At 69.5% G+C, this 20057-nt stretch carries 4 protein-coding genes and 1 pseudogene; 2 read left to right on the top strand and 3 right to left on the bottom strand.

Annotation, left to right across the window (positions count from 1 at the left end):
- The first annotated feature begins 42 nt into the window (after positions 1–42).
- Together ACNHYB_RS12400 and ACNHYB_RS12395 are read left to right on the top strand one after the other, a co-directional pair.
- On the top strand, positions 43–1929 hold the full coding sequence (locus ACNHYB_RS12400; protein ID WP_418275651.1) for an alkyl/aryl-sulfatase: 1887 nt from the start codon (positions 43–45) through the stop codon (positions 1927–1929).
- 48 nt (positions 1930–1977) lie between these two features.
- Positions 1978–3222: a cation:proton antiporter gene (locus ACNHYB_RS12395; RefSeq protein ID WP_418275650.1), complete on the top strand. Its 1245-nt coding sequence runs from the start codon at positions 1978–1980 to the stop codon at positions 3220–3222.
- 28 nt (positions 3223–3250) lie between these two features.
- Here ACNHYB_RS12395 and ACNHYB_RS12390 read toward each other — a convergent pair whose 3' ends face one another.
- The 3 genes and pseudogenes from ACNHYB_RS12390 to ACNHYB_RS12380 form a co-directional block, all read right to left on the bottom strand.
- Positions 3251–3601, bottom strand: coding sequence for a DUF202 domain-containing protein (locus ACNHYB_RS12390; protein ID WP_418275648.1), 351 nt, complete (start codon positions 3599–3601; stop codon positions 3251–3253).
- A gap of 10 nt (positions 3602–3611) precedes the next feature.
- Positions 3612–3973: pseudogene (locus ACNHYB_RS12385) on the bottom strand (YidH family protein).
- 120 nt (positions 3974–4093) lie between these two features.
- Positions 4094–19780, bottom strand: coding sequence for a GEVED domain-containing protein (locus tag ACNHYB_RS12380; protein ID WP_418275647.1), 15687 nt, complete (start codon positions 19778–19780; stop codon positions 4094–4096).
- Positions 19781–20057: the final 277 nt, after the last annotated feature.

The raw sequence follows: 20057 nt of genomic DNA, 5'->3' as shown, positions 1-20057 counted from the left end.
CTTGGGCGGGCGAGCCCCGTCCCGCGCTGGCAGTCTGGAGGCATGTCGCAGCCAAGACCCGCCTCGCCCACCGTCGCGCGCCAGCAGCAGGAGCTCCGCGAGCGACTTCCCTTCGACGACACACAGGACTTCGACGACGCCACCCGCGGTCTGGTCGCCCGACGCGAGCCCAACGCCATCAGCGCCGACGACGGCACCCCTGTCTGGGACAACGACACGTACTCCTTCCTGGAGGGGGACGCCCCCGACACCGTCAACCCCAGCCTCTGGCGCCAGAGTCGGCTGCTCAGCGAACAGGGCCTGTTCGAGGTCGTACCCGGCATCTACCAGGTTCGCGGGTTCGACATCTCTAACGTGACCTTCATCGAGGGAGACAGGGGTGTCATCGTCCTGGATCCTCTCCTCACCCGGGAGACTGCCGCGGCGGCGCTCGCCTTCTATCGCGAGCATCGAGGCGACCGCCCTGTCACAGGGGTGATCTACACGCACTCCCACGTCGACCACTTCGGGGGGGTCAAGGGCGTCACCAGCCAGGCGGACGTCGACGCCGGACGCGTCCCCGTGATCGCTCCGGAGGGCTTCACGCAGCATGTCGTCTCGGAGAGCGTCTATGCGGGTACCGCGATGGCCCGGCGGTCGGGCTACATGTACGGCGCCACCCTCGACAGGGGGCCCTACGGCCAGGTGGGTGCCGGGCTCGGGCAGACCACCGCCACCGGGGAGATCACCCTCATCACGCCTACCCTCGACATCACTGCTACCGGCCAGGTCGAGACGGTAGACGGAGTACGCCTGCACTTCCAGATGGCTCCGGACAGCGAGGCCCCCTCAGAGATGCTCGTCCATCTCCCCGACCACAAGGCACTGTGCACGGCCGAGGACGCTACCCACACCCTGCACAACATCCTGACGATCCGGGGGGCCGTCGTGCGCGACCCCCACGCGTGGGCAGGGTACCTGACCGAGACGATCGACCTGGTGGGCCACGAGGTCGAGGTCGTGTTCGCCTCCCACCACTGGCCTACCTGGGGCAACGAGAGGATCGTCGAGTTCCTCAGCCTCCAGCGCGACCTCTACGCCTACCTGCACGACCAGACGCTCCGACTGCTCAACCAGGGCCTGACGGGCATCGAGATCGCCGAGACGATCACACTGCCACCGGCGCTCGAGAACGCCTGGCACGCCCGGGGCTACTACGGATCGGTGAGCCACAACGTGAAGGCCATCTACCAGCGCTACATGGGCTGGTACGACGGAAATCCTGCGCACCTGTGGCAGCATCCCCCCGTCGAGGCAGGCCGGCGCTACGTCCAGTTCATGGGCGGCGCTGACGCCGTCGTGGAGAAGTCCCGTGCGTCGTTCGACGCGGGCGACTTCCGCTGGGTGGCCGAGGTGCTCAACCACGTCGTGTTCGCCGAACCTGACCACAGGGGCGCCCGTGAGCTGCTCGCCGACACCTACGAGCAGCTCGGCTACGGCTCCGAGAACGGCACCTGGCGCAGCGCCTACCTCTCGGGCGCCACCGAGCTCCGGGACGGCGGCTTCGGCACCCCCGTGGTCTCCGCGTCCTCGGACGTCGTCGCTCAGCTCACGCCTTCCATGCTCTTCGACGCCATCGCCATCCAGGTCGACGGCCCCCGCGCGTGGGACGAGGCCCTGACGATCGACGTCGTGCTCACCGACCTCAACGCGCGCTACCGCCTCCGTCTTGCGAACGGTGTCCTGACCCACACGTCAGCGCCCCAGAAGGGTGCGGCGGACACCGTCATCACCACGACCCAGCGTGCACTGCCGACGTTGGCGCTCGGCGGGTTCGCCCCCGACAGGCTCGCCGACGCCGGGATCGAGATCACCGATCCCACCGTACTGGCACGACTGGCCGCCGTTCTCGATCCCGGCGACCCGGACTTCGCCATCGTCACGCCCTGAGCCCCGGCGGACCTCCGTGCGCGGTCTGCCACTGCCACCAGAGGTCTCATGAACATCGAGTCGCTCGCACCGCTGGCCGTTCTCGTGCTCGGCTGGGCGTTCGTGTCCGGTGCGCTGCAGCGTCAGGAGATCACCGGGCCGTTCGTGTTCGTCACGGCTGGTGCGCTGCTCGCCAACGATGCCTGGGGTCCGTTCCCCATCGCCGTCGAGACCGCCTCGGTGCACGCCCTCGCCGAGATCGCGCTCGCCCTCGTGCTGTTCTCGGACGCCGTCCGCATCGACCTGAGGGGGCTGCGCAGGCACGCCGCGCTGCCCGCGCGCCTGCTGCTCGTCGGCCTCCCTGTGACGATGGCGCTCGGGTTCGGTGCGGCGCTGCTCCTGCTGAGCGACCTCCCGTGGGAGCTCGCGCTGCTCGTCGCCGCCGCGCTCGCGCCCACCGACGCGGCGCTGAGCTCCCAGGTGGTCGGCGACAAGCGGGTACCGGGACGGCTCCGGGTGGCGCTGAACGTCGAGTCGGGGCTCAACGATGGCATGGCCACGCCCGTGGTGGCGCTCGCCATCGCGCTCGCGGCCACCGTGCTCGGCCTCGGTACGGTCGAGAGGGCCGGGATCGGCGGTGCGCTGCTCGAGCTCGGGCTCGGCCTGGCCGTCGGCGGGGGGTTCGGGCTGATCGGTGCCTGGGGCGTGACCGTGTCGTCGCGTCGCGGCTGGGCCGACGCCGACGCGCTGCGGATCGCGACGTTCGCCACGGGTGTCGGGGCGTTCACCCTCGCCACGGCCGCGGGCGGGAACGCCTTCATCGCGGCGTTCGTCGGGGGCCTGGTGTTCGGCCTGGTCGCCGACCGCGCCCAGTGCGACGACCAGAACCTCTCGGCGCTGTCCGAGCTCGGTGGTGAGCTGATGACCCTGGTCGTGTGGTTCCTGTTCGGCGCCGCACTGATCCCGCTCGTGATCGAGTACGCGAGCCTCGCCATCGTGGGCTACGCCCTGCTGTCCCTGACGGTCGTGCGGATCGTGCCGGTGGTGCTGTCCATGCCCGGCTCCGGGCTGCCGTGGCGGGACGTGCTGTTCCTGGGATGGTTCGGCCCGCGCGGGCTCGCGTCCGTCGTCTTCGCCCTGCTCACCGTCGAGAGCCTCGGCGAGTCCGAGGCCGTCTCCGTCGCCGTCGCCACCATCGCGACGACGGTGGCCTGCTCCGTCGTCCTGCACGGGCTGACGGCCGGGCCGGCGGCTGCCCGGTACGGCATGGAGGACGACATGGTGGTCAGGGGTCGCCCGTCGCGTCTCGGCTGACACCTGCGGATGCTGCCCGTCCACACGCCTAGAAGACGAGCACCGCCACGAGTCCGCCGAGTCCGAGCAACGCCGTCCCGGTGCAGATGACGGCGATGCGGCGTCCGTGCCGCAGCCGGGGCTCCTCGTGCCCCAGGTGGTGCACCGTGTGCTCCGCGTGCCGCTTGGCGAACCACCACAGCGGCGGGGTGAGCACCATCGCGATGGCGACGGCGACGACCAGCATCGTCGGCCCCTCGACGAACGGCAGCGTCTGCCACGCGACCCCGCAGGCCGACGCGAACGTCAGCAGGGTGCGGCGCCACGCGAGCGACGTCCGCTCGGCCTGCAGCCCTCGGTCACGGTCGGGGCCGACGAGCGGCGGGTCGGGGCGGTCCATGTCGGCCTTCTCAGCGCAGCAGCGTCGCGAGGAGGACGAGCACGCCGACCACGGTGACGGTCACGACCAGCAGCATCCCCGTGCGGCCGCCCGGCAGCGGGGCGTGCTCGCGCATCGCACGCTCGACCCGGGCCCACTCGACCCAGGCGACCACCGGGGTCAGGGTGCCCGCCACGAGCAGGACGATCGCGGCGACGAGACGCAGCGTCGGCTCCATCGGCAGGTCGAGCGCCTCGAGCGCCGTCCCCCGGCGATGAGGCCCAGCGAGGTCCGCAGCCAGGCGAGGATCGTGCGCTCGTTCGCCAGGGAGAACCGCGCGTCCGGCTCGGTGCCCCGGGCGTACACCCAGCGGGGGAACCGTTCACGGCTCATGCGCGCTGCTCCGGCGCCTGGGTTGCCATGCCCAGCACGCTAGCGTCGGCCCGCCGCAGCGGCACCTCGAAGTAGGCCAGCACCTCGCCTTGCGCAGGGATGCGTCCTCGCGTCAGCGGATCAGTCGTCCTCACGTCCGGTTCGACGGCGGACCCCGTACAGCAGCCCGCCCGCCACGATCAGCGCGAGCGCGACCGAGGCCAGCGCGACCCACTCGGCGCCGGTGCGCGGGAGGAACCCGGACGGCGGAGACGTCGCCGGGGGCGTACCCGGGGATCCCGGTGCCGACGGCTCCGGCGAGGACGGCTCGACGACGGGCACGCTCGTCGAGCAGTCCGGGTTGAACGCGGCCAGCAGCGTCGGCAGCGTGATCGGCACCACCGCGGACATCCCGGCCGGGCTCATCGACGGGTCGACCGCGCACGTGGACTCCGGCGGACCGGACACCACGTTGTCGAGCACCCCGTCACCGGTGTCCGGATCGTCCACCGTCACCGAGTAGGTGATCATGACCGTCTGCCCGGGCTCGATGGGTCCGGTCCAGGTGAGCTCCGGCGCGGTGTAGTCGAGCGTCCCGACGTCGGGGTCGGCCGCCGCGTCGTCGTCGTACGTCGCGTCGTCCAGCACCGCGGACAGATCGTCAGTGACCACGGCCGGGTCGTCGTCGGTGTAGACGAACGTGCCGGTGTTGGTCACCTCGACGGTGTACCCGACCGTCTGACCGGGCATCACCTCGTCCCCGGCGTCGGAGGTCTTGACGATCTCCAGCGCCCGGACCGGAGTCTCGGTGGTGCACCCTTCCTCGGTGCCGTCCACACAGCTCGACTCCGGCGGACCGGTGACCACGTTGACGAGATCGCCGTCACCGCTCACCGTGTCGCTGACGGACACGGTGTACGTGATCGTCACGGACTCCCCGGCCGCCAGCGGGCCGGACCACGAAAGGATCGGGTCGTCGAAGGTCACCTCGCCCTGGTCGGGCCCGACCATGATCGAGTCCTCGTCGAGCGTGGCGTCGTCGAGGACGTCGGACAGGTCGTCGGCGACGATCGCAGGATCGTCGGCGGTGTAGTCGCCGGCGCCGGTGTTCTCGACCGTCACCGAGTAGGTGACGTCCTGCGTCGGGCCGGTCCAGTCCTCACCGGACTCCGTGGCGACCGACTTGACGATGTCGAGCTCGCGCACGGGGGTCGACGTCGCACCGCAGGGCTGGCCGTCCTCCGTCAGACCGTCCTCGCACTGCTCCGGCGGGTTCGGCGGCTCGGGGGCGCAGAAGCCGCCGGGGCACGGGCCCGGGTGGTGGACGATGTTGTCGAGCACGCCGTCACCGTCCTCGGCCAACGGGTCGCCGACGGTCACCGAGTAGGTGATCGTCACCGTCTCGCCCGGCTCGAGCGGTCCGTACCACGCCAGGTAGGGCTCGACGTACGCCAGGGTGCCGGCCTCGGGATCGACGGTCGCGTCCTCGTTGTACGTCGCGTCGTCGAGCACGTTCGTCAGGTCGTCGATGACCTGCGCCGGGCTCGCGTCCGTGTACGGGGCGGTCCCTGTGTTGGTCACCTCCACCGTGTACTCGACCGTGCCACCGGGCAACGTCGTCTCCGGCGATGCCGACTTGGTGACGTCGATGTCCCGCCCGGGCACCGACACGGTGCAGCCGTCCTCGTTGCCCTCCACGCACGGCCCCTCCGGGGGTCCGGTCACGGAGTTGACGAGCACGCCGTCACCGGCCAGGGGGTCGTCGACCTCCACGGTGTAGGTGATGGTCACCTCGTCACCGACGGCCAGCGGGCCTTCCCAGCGCAGGACCGGGTCGTCGAAGGTCACCTCGCCCACGTCGGGGTCGATCGTGATCGAGGCCTCGTCGAGCGTGGCGTCGTCGAGCACGTTCGTCATGTCGTCCTCGATGAACGCCGGGTCCTCCGCGGTGTAGTCGAATCCACCAGTGTTGGTGATCTCCACCGAGTAGGTGATCTCGTCACCCGGTGCCAGGGCCTCGATCGGTTCGACCGGATCGGTCACCGTCTTGACGATGTCGAGCTGACGGACCGGGTCGGTGACCGTGCAGCCCTCCTCGGTGCCCTCTACGCAGGTCGACTCCGGCGGGCCGGTCACGGTGTTGGTGAGGACACCGTCCCCGCTCACCGGGTCGTTCACGGTGAGCGAGTACGTGATCGTCACCGACTCCCCCGCGGCCAAGGGACCTTCCCAGGTCAACGACGCGTCGGCGAAGTCCACCGCACCCTGGTCCGGCGCCACTGCGGCGTCGTCGTTGTACGAGGCGTCGTCCAGCACGTCCGACAGGTCGTCGGACACCACGGCAGGATCGGCGTCGGTGTACACGAACCCGCCGGTGTTGGTCACCGTCACCTCGTAGCTCACGGTGTCGCCCGGCAGCACCTCACCCGCGGCGTCGGAGGTCTTGACGATCTCCAGCGCACGCACCGGCGTCGTCGTGGTGCAACCCGGCTCTTCCGGATCCACACAGGTGGACTCCGGCGGCCCGGTCACCGCGTTCGTCAGCACCCCGTCGCCATCATCCGGCAGCGGGTCGCCCACAGTGACGGAGTACGTGATCGTCACCGTCTCACCCACCGGCAGCGGACCGGACCAGGCCAGCAGCGGATCCGCGAACGCCACCGACCCCGCGCCGGCCGCCGCGTCACCGTTGTAGGTCGCATCGTCCAGCACGTCCGACAGGTCGTCCGTGGCCGTGGCTGGGTCGGCGTCCGTGTAGTCCATGCCACCGGTGTTCGTCACCTCGACCGTGTAGCCCACCGTGTCACCCGCCTGCACCTCACCGGCGGTGTCGGAGGTCTTGACGATCTCCAGCGCACGCACCGGCGTGGTGGTCGAGCAGTTCGGATCTGCCGGATCGGCGTCCTCCACACAGTTCGACTCCGGCGGACCGAGGATCGCGTTCGTCAGCACCCCGTCACCGGCCGGCGGATCGTCCACCGTCACCGAGTACGTGATGGTCACCGACTCCCCGGCGGCCAACGGACCCGACCAGCTCAGCGTCGGGTCGGTGAAGTCCACCGCACCCTGATCCGGCGCCACTGCGGCGTCGTCGTTGTACGAGGCGTCGTCCAGCACGCCGGACAGGTCGTCCGACACCACGGCAGGATCGGCATCGGTGTACACGAAGCCGCCCGTGTTGGTCACCGTCACCTCATAGGTCACCGTGTCGCCCGGCAGCACCTCACCCGCGGCGTCGGAGGTCTTGACGATCTCCAACGCACGCACCGGCGTCGTCGTGGTGCAACCCGGGTCTTCCGGATCCACACAGGTGGACTCCGGCGGACCGGTCACCGCGTTCGTCAGCACACCGTCGCCGTCGTCCGGCAGCGGGTCGTCGACCGTCACCGAGTACGTGATCGTGACCGTCTCGCCCGCAGCGAGCGGACCGGACCACGTCAGCGTCGGGTCCGTGAAGTCCACCGCACCCTGGTCCGGGTCCACCCCGGCGTCGTCGTTGTAGGTCGCATCGTCCAGCACGCCGGACAGGTCGTCCGACACCGTGAGCAGCGAGTCCGGGTCGGCGTAGTCGACGCCACCGGTGTTCGTGATCTCGACCGTGTACTCCACGGTGTCACCCGGCAGCACCTCACCCGCGGCGTCAGAGGTCTTGACGATCTCCACCGACCGCACCGGCGTCGTCGTCGTGCAGTCCGGGTCCGCCGGATCAGCGTCCTGGACGCAGTTGGAGCCCGGCGCGGAGACCGCGTTCGTGAGCTCACCGTCCGCGAGAAGTCCCGGCGGGTCGTCCACGGTCACCGAGTAGGTCAGGGAGACGGTCTCCCCGACGTCAAGCGGACCGGACCACGCCAGGTACGGGTCGGCGAAGGCGAACGTCCCCGAGTCCGGGTCAGCCGCGGCGTCGTCGTTGTAGGTCGCGTCGTCCAGCACGTCGGACAGGTCGTCGGTCACCACCAGAGGGTCGTCGTCCGTGAACGCCACCGCACCGGAGTTCGTCACCTCGACGGTGTACGCCACCACGTCGCCCGGGACCACCTCGCCGGCGGCGTCGGAGGTCTTGACGATCTCCACGGCCGGAGTCGGGGTCGACGTCGAACAGTTCGGGTCCTCGGGAACCTGGTCGGGGTCGCAGTTGGACTCCGGCGGCCCGACCACGGCGTTCTCGACGATCGAGTCGCCCGCCGGCGGGTCGTCCAGCGTCACCGAGTAGGTGACGGACACCGTCTCCCCCACGGCGAGCGGCCCGGACCACGTGAGCTCGGGATCGGTGAAGCCCGCGGCGCCCTGGTCCGGGTCCACCACGATCGACCCGGTGTCGAACGACGCGTCGTCCAGCACGCCCGACAGGTCGTCGGTGAAGGTCGCCAGGTCGTCCGGGTCGGTGTAGTCGACCTGACCGGAGTTGGTGATCTCCACGGTGTACGTGATGGTGTCGCCGGGCGCGACGTCCTCGGCGGCGTCGGAGGTCTTGACGATCTCCAGCGCCCTGATCGGGTCGGTCACCGTGCAGTCCGGATCCTGCGACCCCTCGGGGCAGTCCGAGCCCGGCACCACCACGGTGTTCGTCAGCACGCCGTCCCCGGTCGGCGGGTCGTCCACCGTCACCGAGTACGTGATCGTCACCGTCTCACCCACCGCGAGCGGACCGGACCAGCTCAGCACCGGGTCGGTGAAGTCGACCGTGCCCTGGTCCGGATCGACGACGATCGAGTCCTCGTCGAGGGCGGCGTCGTCCAGGACGCCCGACAGGTCGTCGGCCAGCGTCGCCGGGTTCAGCAAGGTGTAGTCCACCTCACCGGTGTTCTCCAGCGTGATCGTGTACTCCACGGTGTCGCCCGCCAGCACCTCGCCCGCGGCGTCCGACGTCTTCTCCACGGTCAGGCCGGGCTCGAGCACGGGCACCTCGGTGGAGCAGTCCGGGTCGAACGCCGGGTCGTCCGGATCCGTCACCGCCGGGTCGGGGCAGTCGCCGCCCACGACGGCGTTGGTGAGCACACCGTCACCGCTCACCGGGTCGTTCACCGTCACCGAGTACGTGATCGTCACCGTCTCGCCCACGTCGAGCGGGCCGGACCAGCTCAGCGTCGGGTCGGTGAAGTCGACCGTGCCCTGGTCGGGGTCGAGGGTGACGGCGTCGTCCCACGTCGCGTCGTCGAGCACCTCGGTCAGGTCGTCCGACACCACGGCCGGGTCGTCGACGGTGTACACGAACCCGCCAGTGTTGGTCACCTCGATCGTGTACGTGACCTGGTCGCCCGCGACCACGCCCGTGGGCGAGTCGGACGTCTTGACGACCTCGAGCGACGCCACCGGCGTCGTCGTCGTACAGCCTTCCTCGGTGCCGTCCACGCAAGTCGACTCCGGCGGGCCCGTCACCGCGTTCGTCAGCACCCCGTCGCCATCATCCGGCAGCGGGTCGCCCACAGTGACGGAGTACGTGATCGTCACCGTCTCACCCACCGGCAGCGGACCGGACCAGGCCAGCAGCGGATCCGCGAACGCCACCGACCCCGCGCCGGCCGCCGCGTCACCGTTGTAGGTCGCATCGTCCAGCACGTCCGACAGGTCGTCCGTCGCCGTGGCAGGATCCAGCAGCGTGTAGTCCACGCCACCGGTGTTCGTCACCTCGACCGTATAGCCCACCGTGTCGCCCGGCTGCACCTCGGTCTCGGCGTCGAAGGTCTTGACGATCTCCAACGCACGCACCGGCGTGGTGGTCGAGCAGTTCGGATCTGCCGGATCGGCGTCCTCCACACAGTTGGACTCCGGCGGACCGAGGATCGCGTTCGTCAGCACCCCGTCACCGGCCGGCGGGTCGTCCACCGTCACCGAGTACGTGATGGTCACCGACTCCCCGGCGGCCAACGGACCCGTCCAGCTCAGCGTCGGGTCGGCGAAGTCCACCGCACCCTGATCCGGGTCCACCACCGCATCCTCGTTGTAGGTCGCGTCGTCCAGCACCTCGGACAGGTCGTCGGACACCACGGCAGGATCGGCGTCGGTGTACACGAAGCCGCCCGTGTTGGTCACCGTCACCTCATAGGTCACCGTGTCGCCCGGCAGCACCTCACCCGCGGCGTCGGACGTCTTGACGATCTCCAACGCACGCACCGGCGTCGTCGTCGTGCACCCCTCCTCGGTGCCCTCGACGCAGGTCGACTCCGGCGGCCCGGTGACCGCGTTGGTCAGCACCCCGTCGCCGTCGTCCGGCAGCGGGTCGTCGACCGTCACCGAGTACGTGATCGTGACCGTCTCGCCCGCAGCGAGCGGACCGGACCACGTCAGCGTCGGGTCCGTGAAGTCCACCGCACCCTGGTCCGGGTCCACCCCGGCGTCGTCGTTGTAGGTCGCATCGTCCAGCACGTCCGACAGGTCGTCCGACACCACGGCAGGATCGGCATCGGTGTACACGAAGCCGCCCGTGTTGGTCACCGTCACCTCATAGGTCACCGTGTCGCCCGGCAGCACCTCACCCGCGGCGTCGGACGTCTTGACGATCTCCAACGCACGCACCGGCGTCGTCGTCGTGCACCCCTCCTCGGTGCCCTCGACGCAGGTCGACTCCGGCGGCCCGGTGACCGCGTTGGTCAGCACCCCGTCACCGTCCTCAGGCAGCGGGTCGCCCGCGGTGACCGAATACGTGATCGTCACCGTCTCGCCCACGGCGAGCGGACCGGTCCACGTCAGCGTCGGATCGGTGAAGTCCACCGCACCCTGGTCCGGGTCCACTGCGGCGTCGCCGTTGTAGGTCGCGTCGTCCAGCACGTCGGTCAGGTCGTCGGAGACCACGGCCGGATCGGCGTCCGTGTAGTCCACCTCGCCGGTGTTCTCCACGGTCACCGTGTAGGTGACCGTGTCCCCGGGAAGCAGCTCGTCGCCCGCGTCGGACGTCTTCGAGATGCCCAGGCCCGGCTCCAGCACCGGCACCTCGGTGGAGCAGTTCGGGTCGACAGGGTCGGCGTTCTCGTCGCAGTTCGACTCCGGCGGCCCGACGACGAAGTTCGTCATCGTCCCGTCTCCCGACGGCGGGTCGTTCACCGTGAGGGTGTACGTGATCTCCACGGTCTCCCCGACGGCCAGCGGCCCGGTCCAGGTCAGGGTCGGGTCGGTGAACGACGCCGTCCCCTGGTCCGGGTCGACGACGATCGAGCCCTCGTCGAGGGTCGCATCGTCCAGCACGGCGGACAGGTCGTCCGTGACCGTGAGCAGCGAGTCCGGGTCGGCGTAGTCCGCGCCGCCGGTGTTGGTGATCGCCACCGTGTAGGTGATCTCTTCACCCGGGGCGACACCGGTGACCGGGTCGGACGTCTTGACGATCTCCACCGCCCGCACCGGCACGGTCACCGTGCAGTCCGGGTCGGCCGGGTCCTGCGCCGGGTCGCAGCCGGACTCCGGCGGGCCGACGACGGTGTTGTCGAGCACCCCGTCACCCGTGAGCGGGTCGTTCACCGTCACGGTGTACGTGATGGTCACCGACTCCCCGGCTGCCAGCGGACCGGACCAGCTGATCGAGTCGCCGTCGAACTCCGCGTCGGGCGGCGTCGGGTCGGTGCTGATGTCGCCGAACGTGGCGTCGTCGAGCACCTCGGTGAGGTCGTCGAACACCTCCGCGGGGTCGAGGACCGTGTAGTCCGCGCCACCGGTGTTCGTGACCTCGATGGTGTACTCCACCGTGTCGCCCGGCAGCACCTCGCCGGCGGCGTCCGAAGACTTGACGACGTCGAGCGAGCGCACCGGCGTCGTCGTCGTGCAGCCGGGGTCGGTGCCGTCCACGCAGGTGGACTCCGGCGGACCGGTCACCGCGTTCGTCAGCACCCCGTCGCCGTCGTCCGGCAGCGGGTCGTCGACCGTCACCGAGTACGTGATCGTGACCGTCTCACCCACGGCGAGCGGACCCGACCAGCTCAGCGTCGGATCGGTGAAGCCCACCGCACCCTGGTCCGGGTCCACCACCGCGTCGTCGTTGTACGACGCGTCGTCCAGCACGCCGGACAGGTCGTCCGAGATGGTCAGCAACGAGTCCGGGTCGACGTAGTCCACGCCACCGGTGTTCGTGACCGTCACCGTGTACTCCACGGTGTCACCCGGCAGCACCTCACCCGCGGCGTCGGACGTCTTGACGATCTCCACCGACCGCACCGGCGTCGTCGTCGTGCAGCCGGGGTCGGTGCCGTCCACGCAGGTGGACTCCGGCGGACCGGTCACCGCATTGGTCAGCACACCGTCGCCGTCGTCCGGCAGCGGGTCGTCGACCGTCACCGAGTACGTGATCGTCACGGTCTCGTCCACGGCGAGCGGACCGGTCCACGTCAGCGTCGGGTCGGTGAAGTCCGCGGTGCCCTGGTCCGGGTCCACCACCGCGTCGTCGTTGTAGGCCGCGTCGTCCAGCACGCCGGACAGGTCGTCCGAGATGGTCAGCAACGAGTCCGGGTCGACGTAGTCGACGCCACCGGTGTTCGTGATCGTCACCGTGTACTCCACGGTGTCACCCGGCAGCACCTCGCCCGCGGCGTCCGAGGTCTTGACGATCTCCACCGACCGCACCGGCGTCGTCGTCGTGCAGTCCGGGTCCGCCGGATCAGCGTCCTGGACGCAGTTGGAGCCCGGCGCGGAGACCGCGTTCGTGAGCTCACCGTCCGCGAGAAGTCCCGGCGGGTCGTCCACGGTCACCGAGTAGGTCAGGGAGACGGTCTCCCCGACGGCCAGCGGACCGGTCCACGTCAGGTTCGGGTCGGCGAAGGCGAACGTCCCCGAGTCCGGGTCGGCCGCGGCGTCGTCGTTGTACGTCGCGTCGTCCAGCACGCCGGACAGGTCGTCAGTGACCACCAGGGGGTCGTCGTCCGTGAACGCCACGGCACCGGAGTTCGTCACCTCGACGGTGTACGTCACCACGTCACCCGGGACCACCTCGCCCGCGGCGTCGGAGGTCTTGACGATCTCCACGGCCGGCGACGGGGTCGTCGTCGAACAGTTCGGGTCTTCGGGGACCTGGTCAGGGTCACAGTTGGACTCCGGCGGCCCGACCACGGCGTTCGCGACGATCGAGTCGCCCGTGGGCGGGTCGTCGAGCGTCACCGAGTAGGTGACGGACACCGTCTCCCCCACGGCGAGCGGCCCGGACCACGTGAGCTCGGGATCGGTGAAGCCCGCGGTGCCCTGGTCCGGATCGACGACGATCGACCCGGTGTCGAACGTCGCGTCGTCCAGCACGCCCGACAGGTCGTCGGTGAAGGTCGCCAGGTCGTCCGGTTCGGTGTAGCCGACCTGACCGGAGTTGGTGATCTCCACGGTGTACGTGATGGTGTCGCCGGGTGCGACGTCCTCGGCGGCGTCGGAGGTCTTGACGATCTCCAGCGCCTTGATCGGGTCGGTCACCGTGCAGTCCGGGTCCTGCGACCCCTCGGGGCACTCCGAGCCCGGCACCACCACGGTGTTCGTCAGCACGCCGTCCCCGGTCGGCGGGTCGTCCACCGTCACCGAGTACGTGATCGTCACCGTCTCACCCACCGCGAGCGGGCCGGACCAGCTCAGCACCGGGTCGGTGAAGTCGACCGTGCCCTGGTCCGGATCGACGACGATCGAGTCCTCGTCGAGGGCGGCGTCGTCCAGCACGTCCGACAGGTCGTCGGCCAGCGTCGCCGGGTTCAGCAGGGTGTAGTCCACCTCACCGGTGTTCTCCAGCGTGATCGTGTACTCCACGGTGTCGCCCGCCAGCACCTCGCCCGCGGCGTCCGACGTCTTCTCCACGGTCAGGCCGGGCTCGAGCACGGGCACCTCGGTGGAGCAGTCCGGGTCGAACGCCGGGTCGTCCGGATCCGTCACCGCCGGGTCGGGGCAGTCGCCGCCCACGACGGCGTTGGTGAGCACACCGTCACCGCTCACCGGGTCGTTCACCGTCACCGAGTACGTGATCGTCACCGTCTCGCCCACGTCGAGCGGGCCGGACCAGCTCAGCGTCGGGTCGGTGAAGTCGACCGTGCCCTGGTCGGGGTCGAGGGTGACGGCGTCGTCCCACGTCGCGTCGTCGAGCACCTCGGTCAGGTCGTCCGACACCACGGCCGGGTCGTCGACGGTGTACACGAACCCGCCAGTGTTGGTCACCTCGATCGTGTACGTGACCTGGTCGCCCGCGACCACGCCCGTGGGCGAGTCGGACGTCTTGACGACCTCGAGCGACGCCACCGGCGTCGTCGTCGTACAGCCTTCCTCGGTGCCGTCCACGCAAGTCGACTCCGGCGGGCCCGTCACCGTGTTCGTCAGGACGCCGTCGCCGCCCGGCGGGTCGTCCACCGTCACCGAGTACGTGATCGTCACGGTCTCGCCCACCGGCAGCGGGCCGGACCAGGTCAGGTTCGGGTCGGCGAACGCGACCGACCCGGCGTCTGCCGCCGCGTCACCGTTGTAGGTCGCGTCGTCCAGCACGTCCGACAGGTCGTCCGTCGCCGTGGCCGGATCCAGCAGCGTGTAGTCCACGCCACCGGCGTTCGTCACCTCGACCGTATAGCCCACCGTGTCGCCCGGCTGCACCTCGGTCTCGGCGTCGAAGGTCTTGACGATCTCCAACGCACGCACCGGCGTGGTGGTCACACACTCCGGGTCGAACGCCGGGTCCGCCGGGTCCGTCACCGCCGGGTCCGGGCAGTCCCCACCCACCACGGCGTTCGTCAGCACCCCGTCACCCTCCAACGGGTCGTCCACCGTCACCGAGTACGTGATCGTGACCGTCTCGCCCGCAGCGAGCGGACCGGACCACGTCAGCGTCGGGTCCGTGAAGTCCACCGCACCCTGATCCGGCGCCACTGCGGCGTCGTCGTCCCACGTCGCATCGTCCAGCACCTCGGACAGATCGTCCGACACCTCAGCCGGCAGCACGTCCGTGAAGTCGACCCCACCGATGTTCTCCACCGTGATCGTGTACGCCACCGTGCCACCGGGCTCGACCTCACCGTTGAAGTCGACCACCTTCGACACGTCCAGAGCCGCCACCGGCGTGCTGGTCACACACTCCGGATCGAACGCCGGGTCCGCCGGATCCGTCACCGCCGGGTCCGGGCAGTCCCCACCCACCACGGCGTTCGTCAGCACCCCGTCACCCTCCAACGGATCGTCCACCGTCACCGTGTAGGTGATCTGGACCTGCTCGCCCACGGCCAACGGACCCGACCAGCTCAGCACCGGATCCGTGAACGACACCGTCCCCTGATCCGGCACCACCGTGACGTCGTCGTCCCACGTCGCATCGTCCAGCACCTCGGACAGATCGTCCGACACCTCAGCCGGCAGCACGTCCGTGAAGTCGACCCCACCGATGTTCTCCACCGTGATCGTGTACGCCACCGTGTCACCCGGCTCGACCTCGCCGTTGAAGTCGACCACCTTCGACACGTCCAGAGCCGCCACCGGCGTGGTCGTCGTGCAGTCCGGGTCCACCGACCCCTCCGGGCAGTTCGACTCCGGCGGACCGAGGATCACGTTCGTCAGCTCCGCGTCGCCCGTGACCGGGTCGTTCACCGTCACCGAGTAGGTGATGGTGACCGTCTCGCCGGCGGCCAACGGGCCGAACCACGACAGCTCCGTGCCGGAGACGTCCACCGTGCCCTGGTCCGGGTCCACGGCCGCGTCGTCGTTGTACGTCGCGTCGTCCAGCACTCCCGACAGGTCGTCGGTGAAGTCCGCAGGAGCCGCGTCGGTGTAGTCGGCCGCACCGGTGTTGGTCACCTCGACGGTGTAGGTCACGGTGCCGCCCGGCAGCAGCGGGTCGGAGGACGGCGTGGCCGTCTTGGCGATGTCGAGCCCCGGCGCGGGCAGCACCACGGTGCAGTCCGGGTCGGCGGGGACGGCGTCCGGGTCGCAGTTCGACTCGGGCGGGCCCTCGACGACGTTGAGCAGCTCACCGTCGCCCGACAGCGGGTCGTTCACCGTCACGGTATAGGTGATCGTCACGGACTCCCCGGCCGCGAGCGGGCCGCTCCACGACAGCACCGGCTCGGCGTAGCCGACGGTTCCCTGGTCGGGATCCACCGCCGCGTCGTTGTTGTAGACCGCGTCGTCCAGCACCGCCGAGAGGTCGTCGTCGGCCGTCGCCGGGTCGTCGGCCGTGTAGTCGTAGCCGCCGGTGTTCGTCACCGTGAACGAGTACTCGATGTCCTGGCCCGGCGTCAGCGTCGTCACCGCGTCGGAGGTCTTGACGATCTCCAGCGACCGCACCGGCGTCGTCGTGGTGCAGTCCGGGTCCGCAGGGTCGACGTCCGGGTCGCACGTGGAGTCCGGTGCCACGACGGTGTTGCTCAGCACGCCGTCGCCGCCCGGCGGGTCGTCCACCGTGACCGAGTACGTCAGGGTGACCGTCTCGCCCACGGCCAGCGGACCGGACCAGGTGAGCGTCGGGTCGGTGAAGTCCACCGTGCCCTGGTCCGGGTCCACCGCGGCGTCACCGTTGTAGGTCGCGTCGTCGAGCACGTCGGACAGGTCGTCCGTCAGGGACGCAGGATCTTCCGGATCCGTGTAGTCGGCCGTCCCGGTGTTCTCCACCGTGACCGTGTAGGTGACGACGTCTCCGGGCGAGACGGTCTCCCCGGCGTCGGACGTCTTGACCACCGTCAGCTCCGGCTCGACGACGGTGACGACGTAGTCCTCCACCTCGCCACCCGTCCAGCTTCCCGTGGGTTGCGGGTCGTCGTTGGCGCCGTCGAACAGGCGCACGCGCAGGTAGGACTCGCCGAGCACGCTCGCCGCGGGCAGCGTCACCGGGTAGGTGTCCGATCCGCTGCCGGCCGGGACCGTCACCGCGGTACTGGCCTCGCCCGGGTCGAACGTGCCGTTCTGGTCACCGTCCATCCACGCGACGAGCGTGGCGTCGGTCGTGGTGTCGTTGGTCGCGAGCACGTCGAGGGTGACGTCCTGGCCCAGCTCCGCCGTCACCGGCTCGGTGATCGACGACTCGTCGTCCACCCCGGCGAGGTCGTCGCCGTCGGCTCCCGCCGTGGGGACGCCGTCGTCCTCGGTGTCGACCGTGTTCTCGTCACCGAGCATGAGCGGCGCGGTGCTGGTTGTCTCGTCGTGGTCGACGACGGCGTGGCTCGCCCCGCCGGACTCCGCGAGCGTCCCGTAGGAGTCGGGTGCGTCGCCGTAGTCCACGGGGAGCTCGACGAGCTCCACCGGCCAGTCCTCCACCTCACCCGTGTCGACACCCGGCCCCACCTCGGAAGTGTCCGTGGGCAGGCCGTCGGGCGGGAGAAGAGCGGCCCGCAACCGCAGGTAGGACGCGCCCGGCACCGCGTCGGCAGGGACGTTCCACGTGAGGTTGTCATTGCCCGACCCCGTCCCCGTGTCGACCTCCGAGCGCTCATCCTCCTCGAACGTGCCGCTCAGGTCGAAGTCGATCCAGCCGACCAGAGCCGCTGCCACGTCGGAGTCGTTGGTGATCGGGACGCTGAGACTGGTCTCCGCGCTGTCGATCGACACCACTGGATCCTGGGTGAACGCGTCGTCCTCGTCGAGCGCCGCCGAGGCGTCGGGCTGTCCGTCGACCTCGGTCGTCACCGAGTCACCGATCGTGAGCAACGGGTCGTCGGGGTCGTTCGTCACGCCGTGGAAGGGCCCACCGGAGGCCAGCAAGGTGTCGTACGAGTCAGGCGCGTCGCCATAGTCGATAGGAAGCGGGGCAGTCGGGCACCGAGTGCCGTCATTGCTGCTCGACGGCGGACCGTACGAGAAGAACTCCGCGGTCGTCGGATCAGCCATGTCGATCCGCCAGATCTGCCCCGTGTTGTTGTTCGACATGTACAGATAGCCGTCGGGTGTCGTGTATGCCGCACCCCACGCGCTGGTCTGCGGGTTCGCGACGCCGTTTGGGCCGACCAACTGTCCCGGGACCCCGACAACGGTCAACGAACCGTTCGCCGGGTCGAAGCGGACGATTCTCGGTCCCCCGGCCGTTGCGGGAGTCATCGCCAGGAAGGTACTCGTGCCAGGGTCGAAGCCCCAGTCGTACACCCCCGCTGACACGCCCGGAAAGCCCACCTGGCCCGAGTCGAGGACTTCGAAGTAGGTCGAGGAGTCCGGGTTCATGTCCAGTTCTACCCAGTAGAGGGGCGAAGCACTTCCACCGTTCGCGAGCCAGAGGTGTCCCTCCTCGTCGAACTCGCCGACGTTGTAGATGGTCTGGGGACTTCCGACCGTGGACCAGTTGCCCGGTGTCCCGAGGTTCTGGACCTCACCGCTCGCGGTGATCCGGACGATCTCCGTCGGGCTGCTCCCCGTGAGGGATCCGTAGAGATAGTCGTCGAGCGTGTTGTACCCCACCCCGTTGATGCCCTGCTCCGAGAAATCGCTCGCGATCTCCTCGGCATCACCCGTGATGAGGTTGATTCCATAGGCGTCGACCGGCGTGTTCTGGAAGAGATAGGCGCCGGCGTCGCACTGGAACGCATCGTCGATAAAGGTGACGTCCGTGTCCCCGGGTGGGTTGAGTCCGAAGAGCTCGGTGAAGTCGTCGGGGCCGTTGGTGTACGTCCCCACGGTGTCGGAGGTGACACCGACGGTGATGGTGCACGTGACCAGGTCCGGGTCGACCAGGTCGCCACCCTCCAGCGAGACGGTGCCCGTGCCCGCCTCGGCGGTGACGACGCCGTCGCCGCACGTCGTCTCGGCGTCCCCGGTCAGGACGAGGTCCTCGGAGTTGAACACGTCGGTGAAGGAGAAGTCCTCCTTGGGGCCGGACGGCGTGCTCTCGTCGACCAGCGGGTCGTAGGTGTTCGTCACCGTGTAGGTGAGCGTCGCGTCCGTCCCCACGGGGTACGGGCCGGTGGAGAACTCCTTGTCGATCTTCGGCGTCGTGTCGAGGATGACGATGTTGTCGAACGCGGTGTCGTTGCCGTTGGCGCCCGCCTGCTGGTTGACGATCTGCACGCCGATGGAGTCGCCGGTGGAACGCAGGGACGTGTCGCCGAGGAACGTGCCGATGCGGGTCTGGCGCGACTGGTTGCTGACGCTGGCGGCGGGCAGCACCATGCCGTAGGCGGCGTCGCGCGCGATGTCGCAGGTGTTCACTGGGCTGCTGAAGGCCGACGTCGTCGACCCGTCGGCCTGGGTGAGGAGGAACTGCGGCTGCGCACCGACCGCTCCGGAGACGTTGCAGCTCTGGCTCGCCACGTCGATGGAGAACTGGTAGTACCGGCCCGGATCGACGGGGAGCGGCTGCTCGAACTCGAGCATCGCACCCGGTTCCACCGTGTTGCCGGTGCCGGCGTTGGTGTACGACGACACGATGTGGTTCTCGCTCGCGTCCTGCGGCTCGACCTGGTCGAGGTAGGGGTACTTCGCGTTCTGGTGCCACTGCCCCATGGCGTTGCTCATCGCGCGCAATCGGTTCCACCAGGTGTTGTCTGACTGGTTGCCGGTCGGGATGCAGCCGTCCGTGGGGTTGAGCAGGGGATCGGCCCAGTACTGCGGCCTGGGGGAGTCGTACTGGGTGCCGGCGAACGCGATGGCGCCGTGGGTGGCGACGATGATGCCGTTGCAGTAATTGCCTGCCGCCCAGTCGTTGTCCGCGGTGTAGGTGGTCACCCCGTCCGCGTTCACGTACCCGGGCTGGTAGTTCTCCTCCGAGCCGTCCGCGCCATAGGGGAACTCGGTGAGGGTCTGGACGAAGTCGCCGGCGTCCCAGTCGTTGCTGTTCGATCCCGCACCGGCCTCGTCCGGCTCCTGCCAGGTGACGTTCTCGAAGTTCTCGAAGTAGAAGTCGCTCGGCGCCTCCATCACACCCGGGTTCCCGGGCACCGCCGCGGCCTGCGGCAACGCCTCCTCTGCCAGCGGTTCGATCACCACCGGGAGGGCTGTGAGCCCCCCGGCCAGCAGGAAGGAAGCCGCGGTCGCCGACGCCACGTTGCGTCGAGTCGTCCGGGTCGTTCCGGTCTTGTCCCGTGCGCGCATTTCTGTCCCCTGCCGAAGAGATGCATGTCATGAGGCAACAACTTCAGCAAGGGTGACATAGGTCGCAGCGAACCGCCCTTCAAGTCGATATTCGCACGGACTTCACCCGAATGGAGGGCGGTGAATCAGTTCATAAAGGCCGACAAAGGCGATCCTGCGCAGATATCAGAGC

This window comes from Isoptericola jiangsuensis, assembly GCF_048320105.1.
GTDB lineage: Bacteria > Actinomycetota > Actinomycetes > Actinomycetales > Cellulomonadaceae > Isoptericola > Isoptericola jiangsuensis_A.
This window is presented reverse-complemented; position numbering and strand designations above follow the sequence as displayed.

Excerpts from the sequence above, each read along its gene's own strand:
- ACNHYB_RS12395 (WP_418275650.1), top strand. The coding sequence starts at position 1,978 with ATGAACATCGAGTCGCTCGCACCGCTGGCCGTTCTCGTGCTCGGCTGG.
- ACNHYB_RS12400 (WP_418275651.1), top strand. The coding sequence starts at position 43 with ATGTCGCAGCCAAGACCCGCCTCGCCCACCGTCGCGCGCCAGCAGCAG.
- ACNHYB_RS12390 (WP_418275648.1), bottom strand. The coding sequence starts at position 3,601 with ATGGACCGCCCCGACCCGCCGCTCGTCGGCCCCGACCGTGACCGAGGG.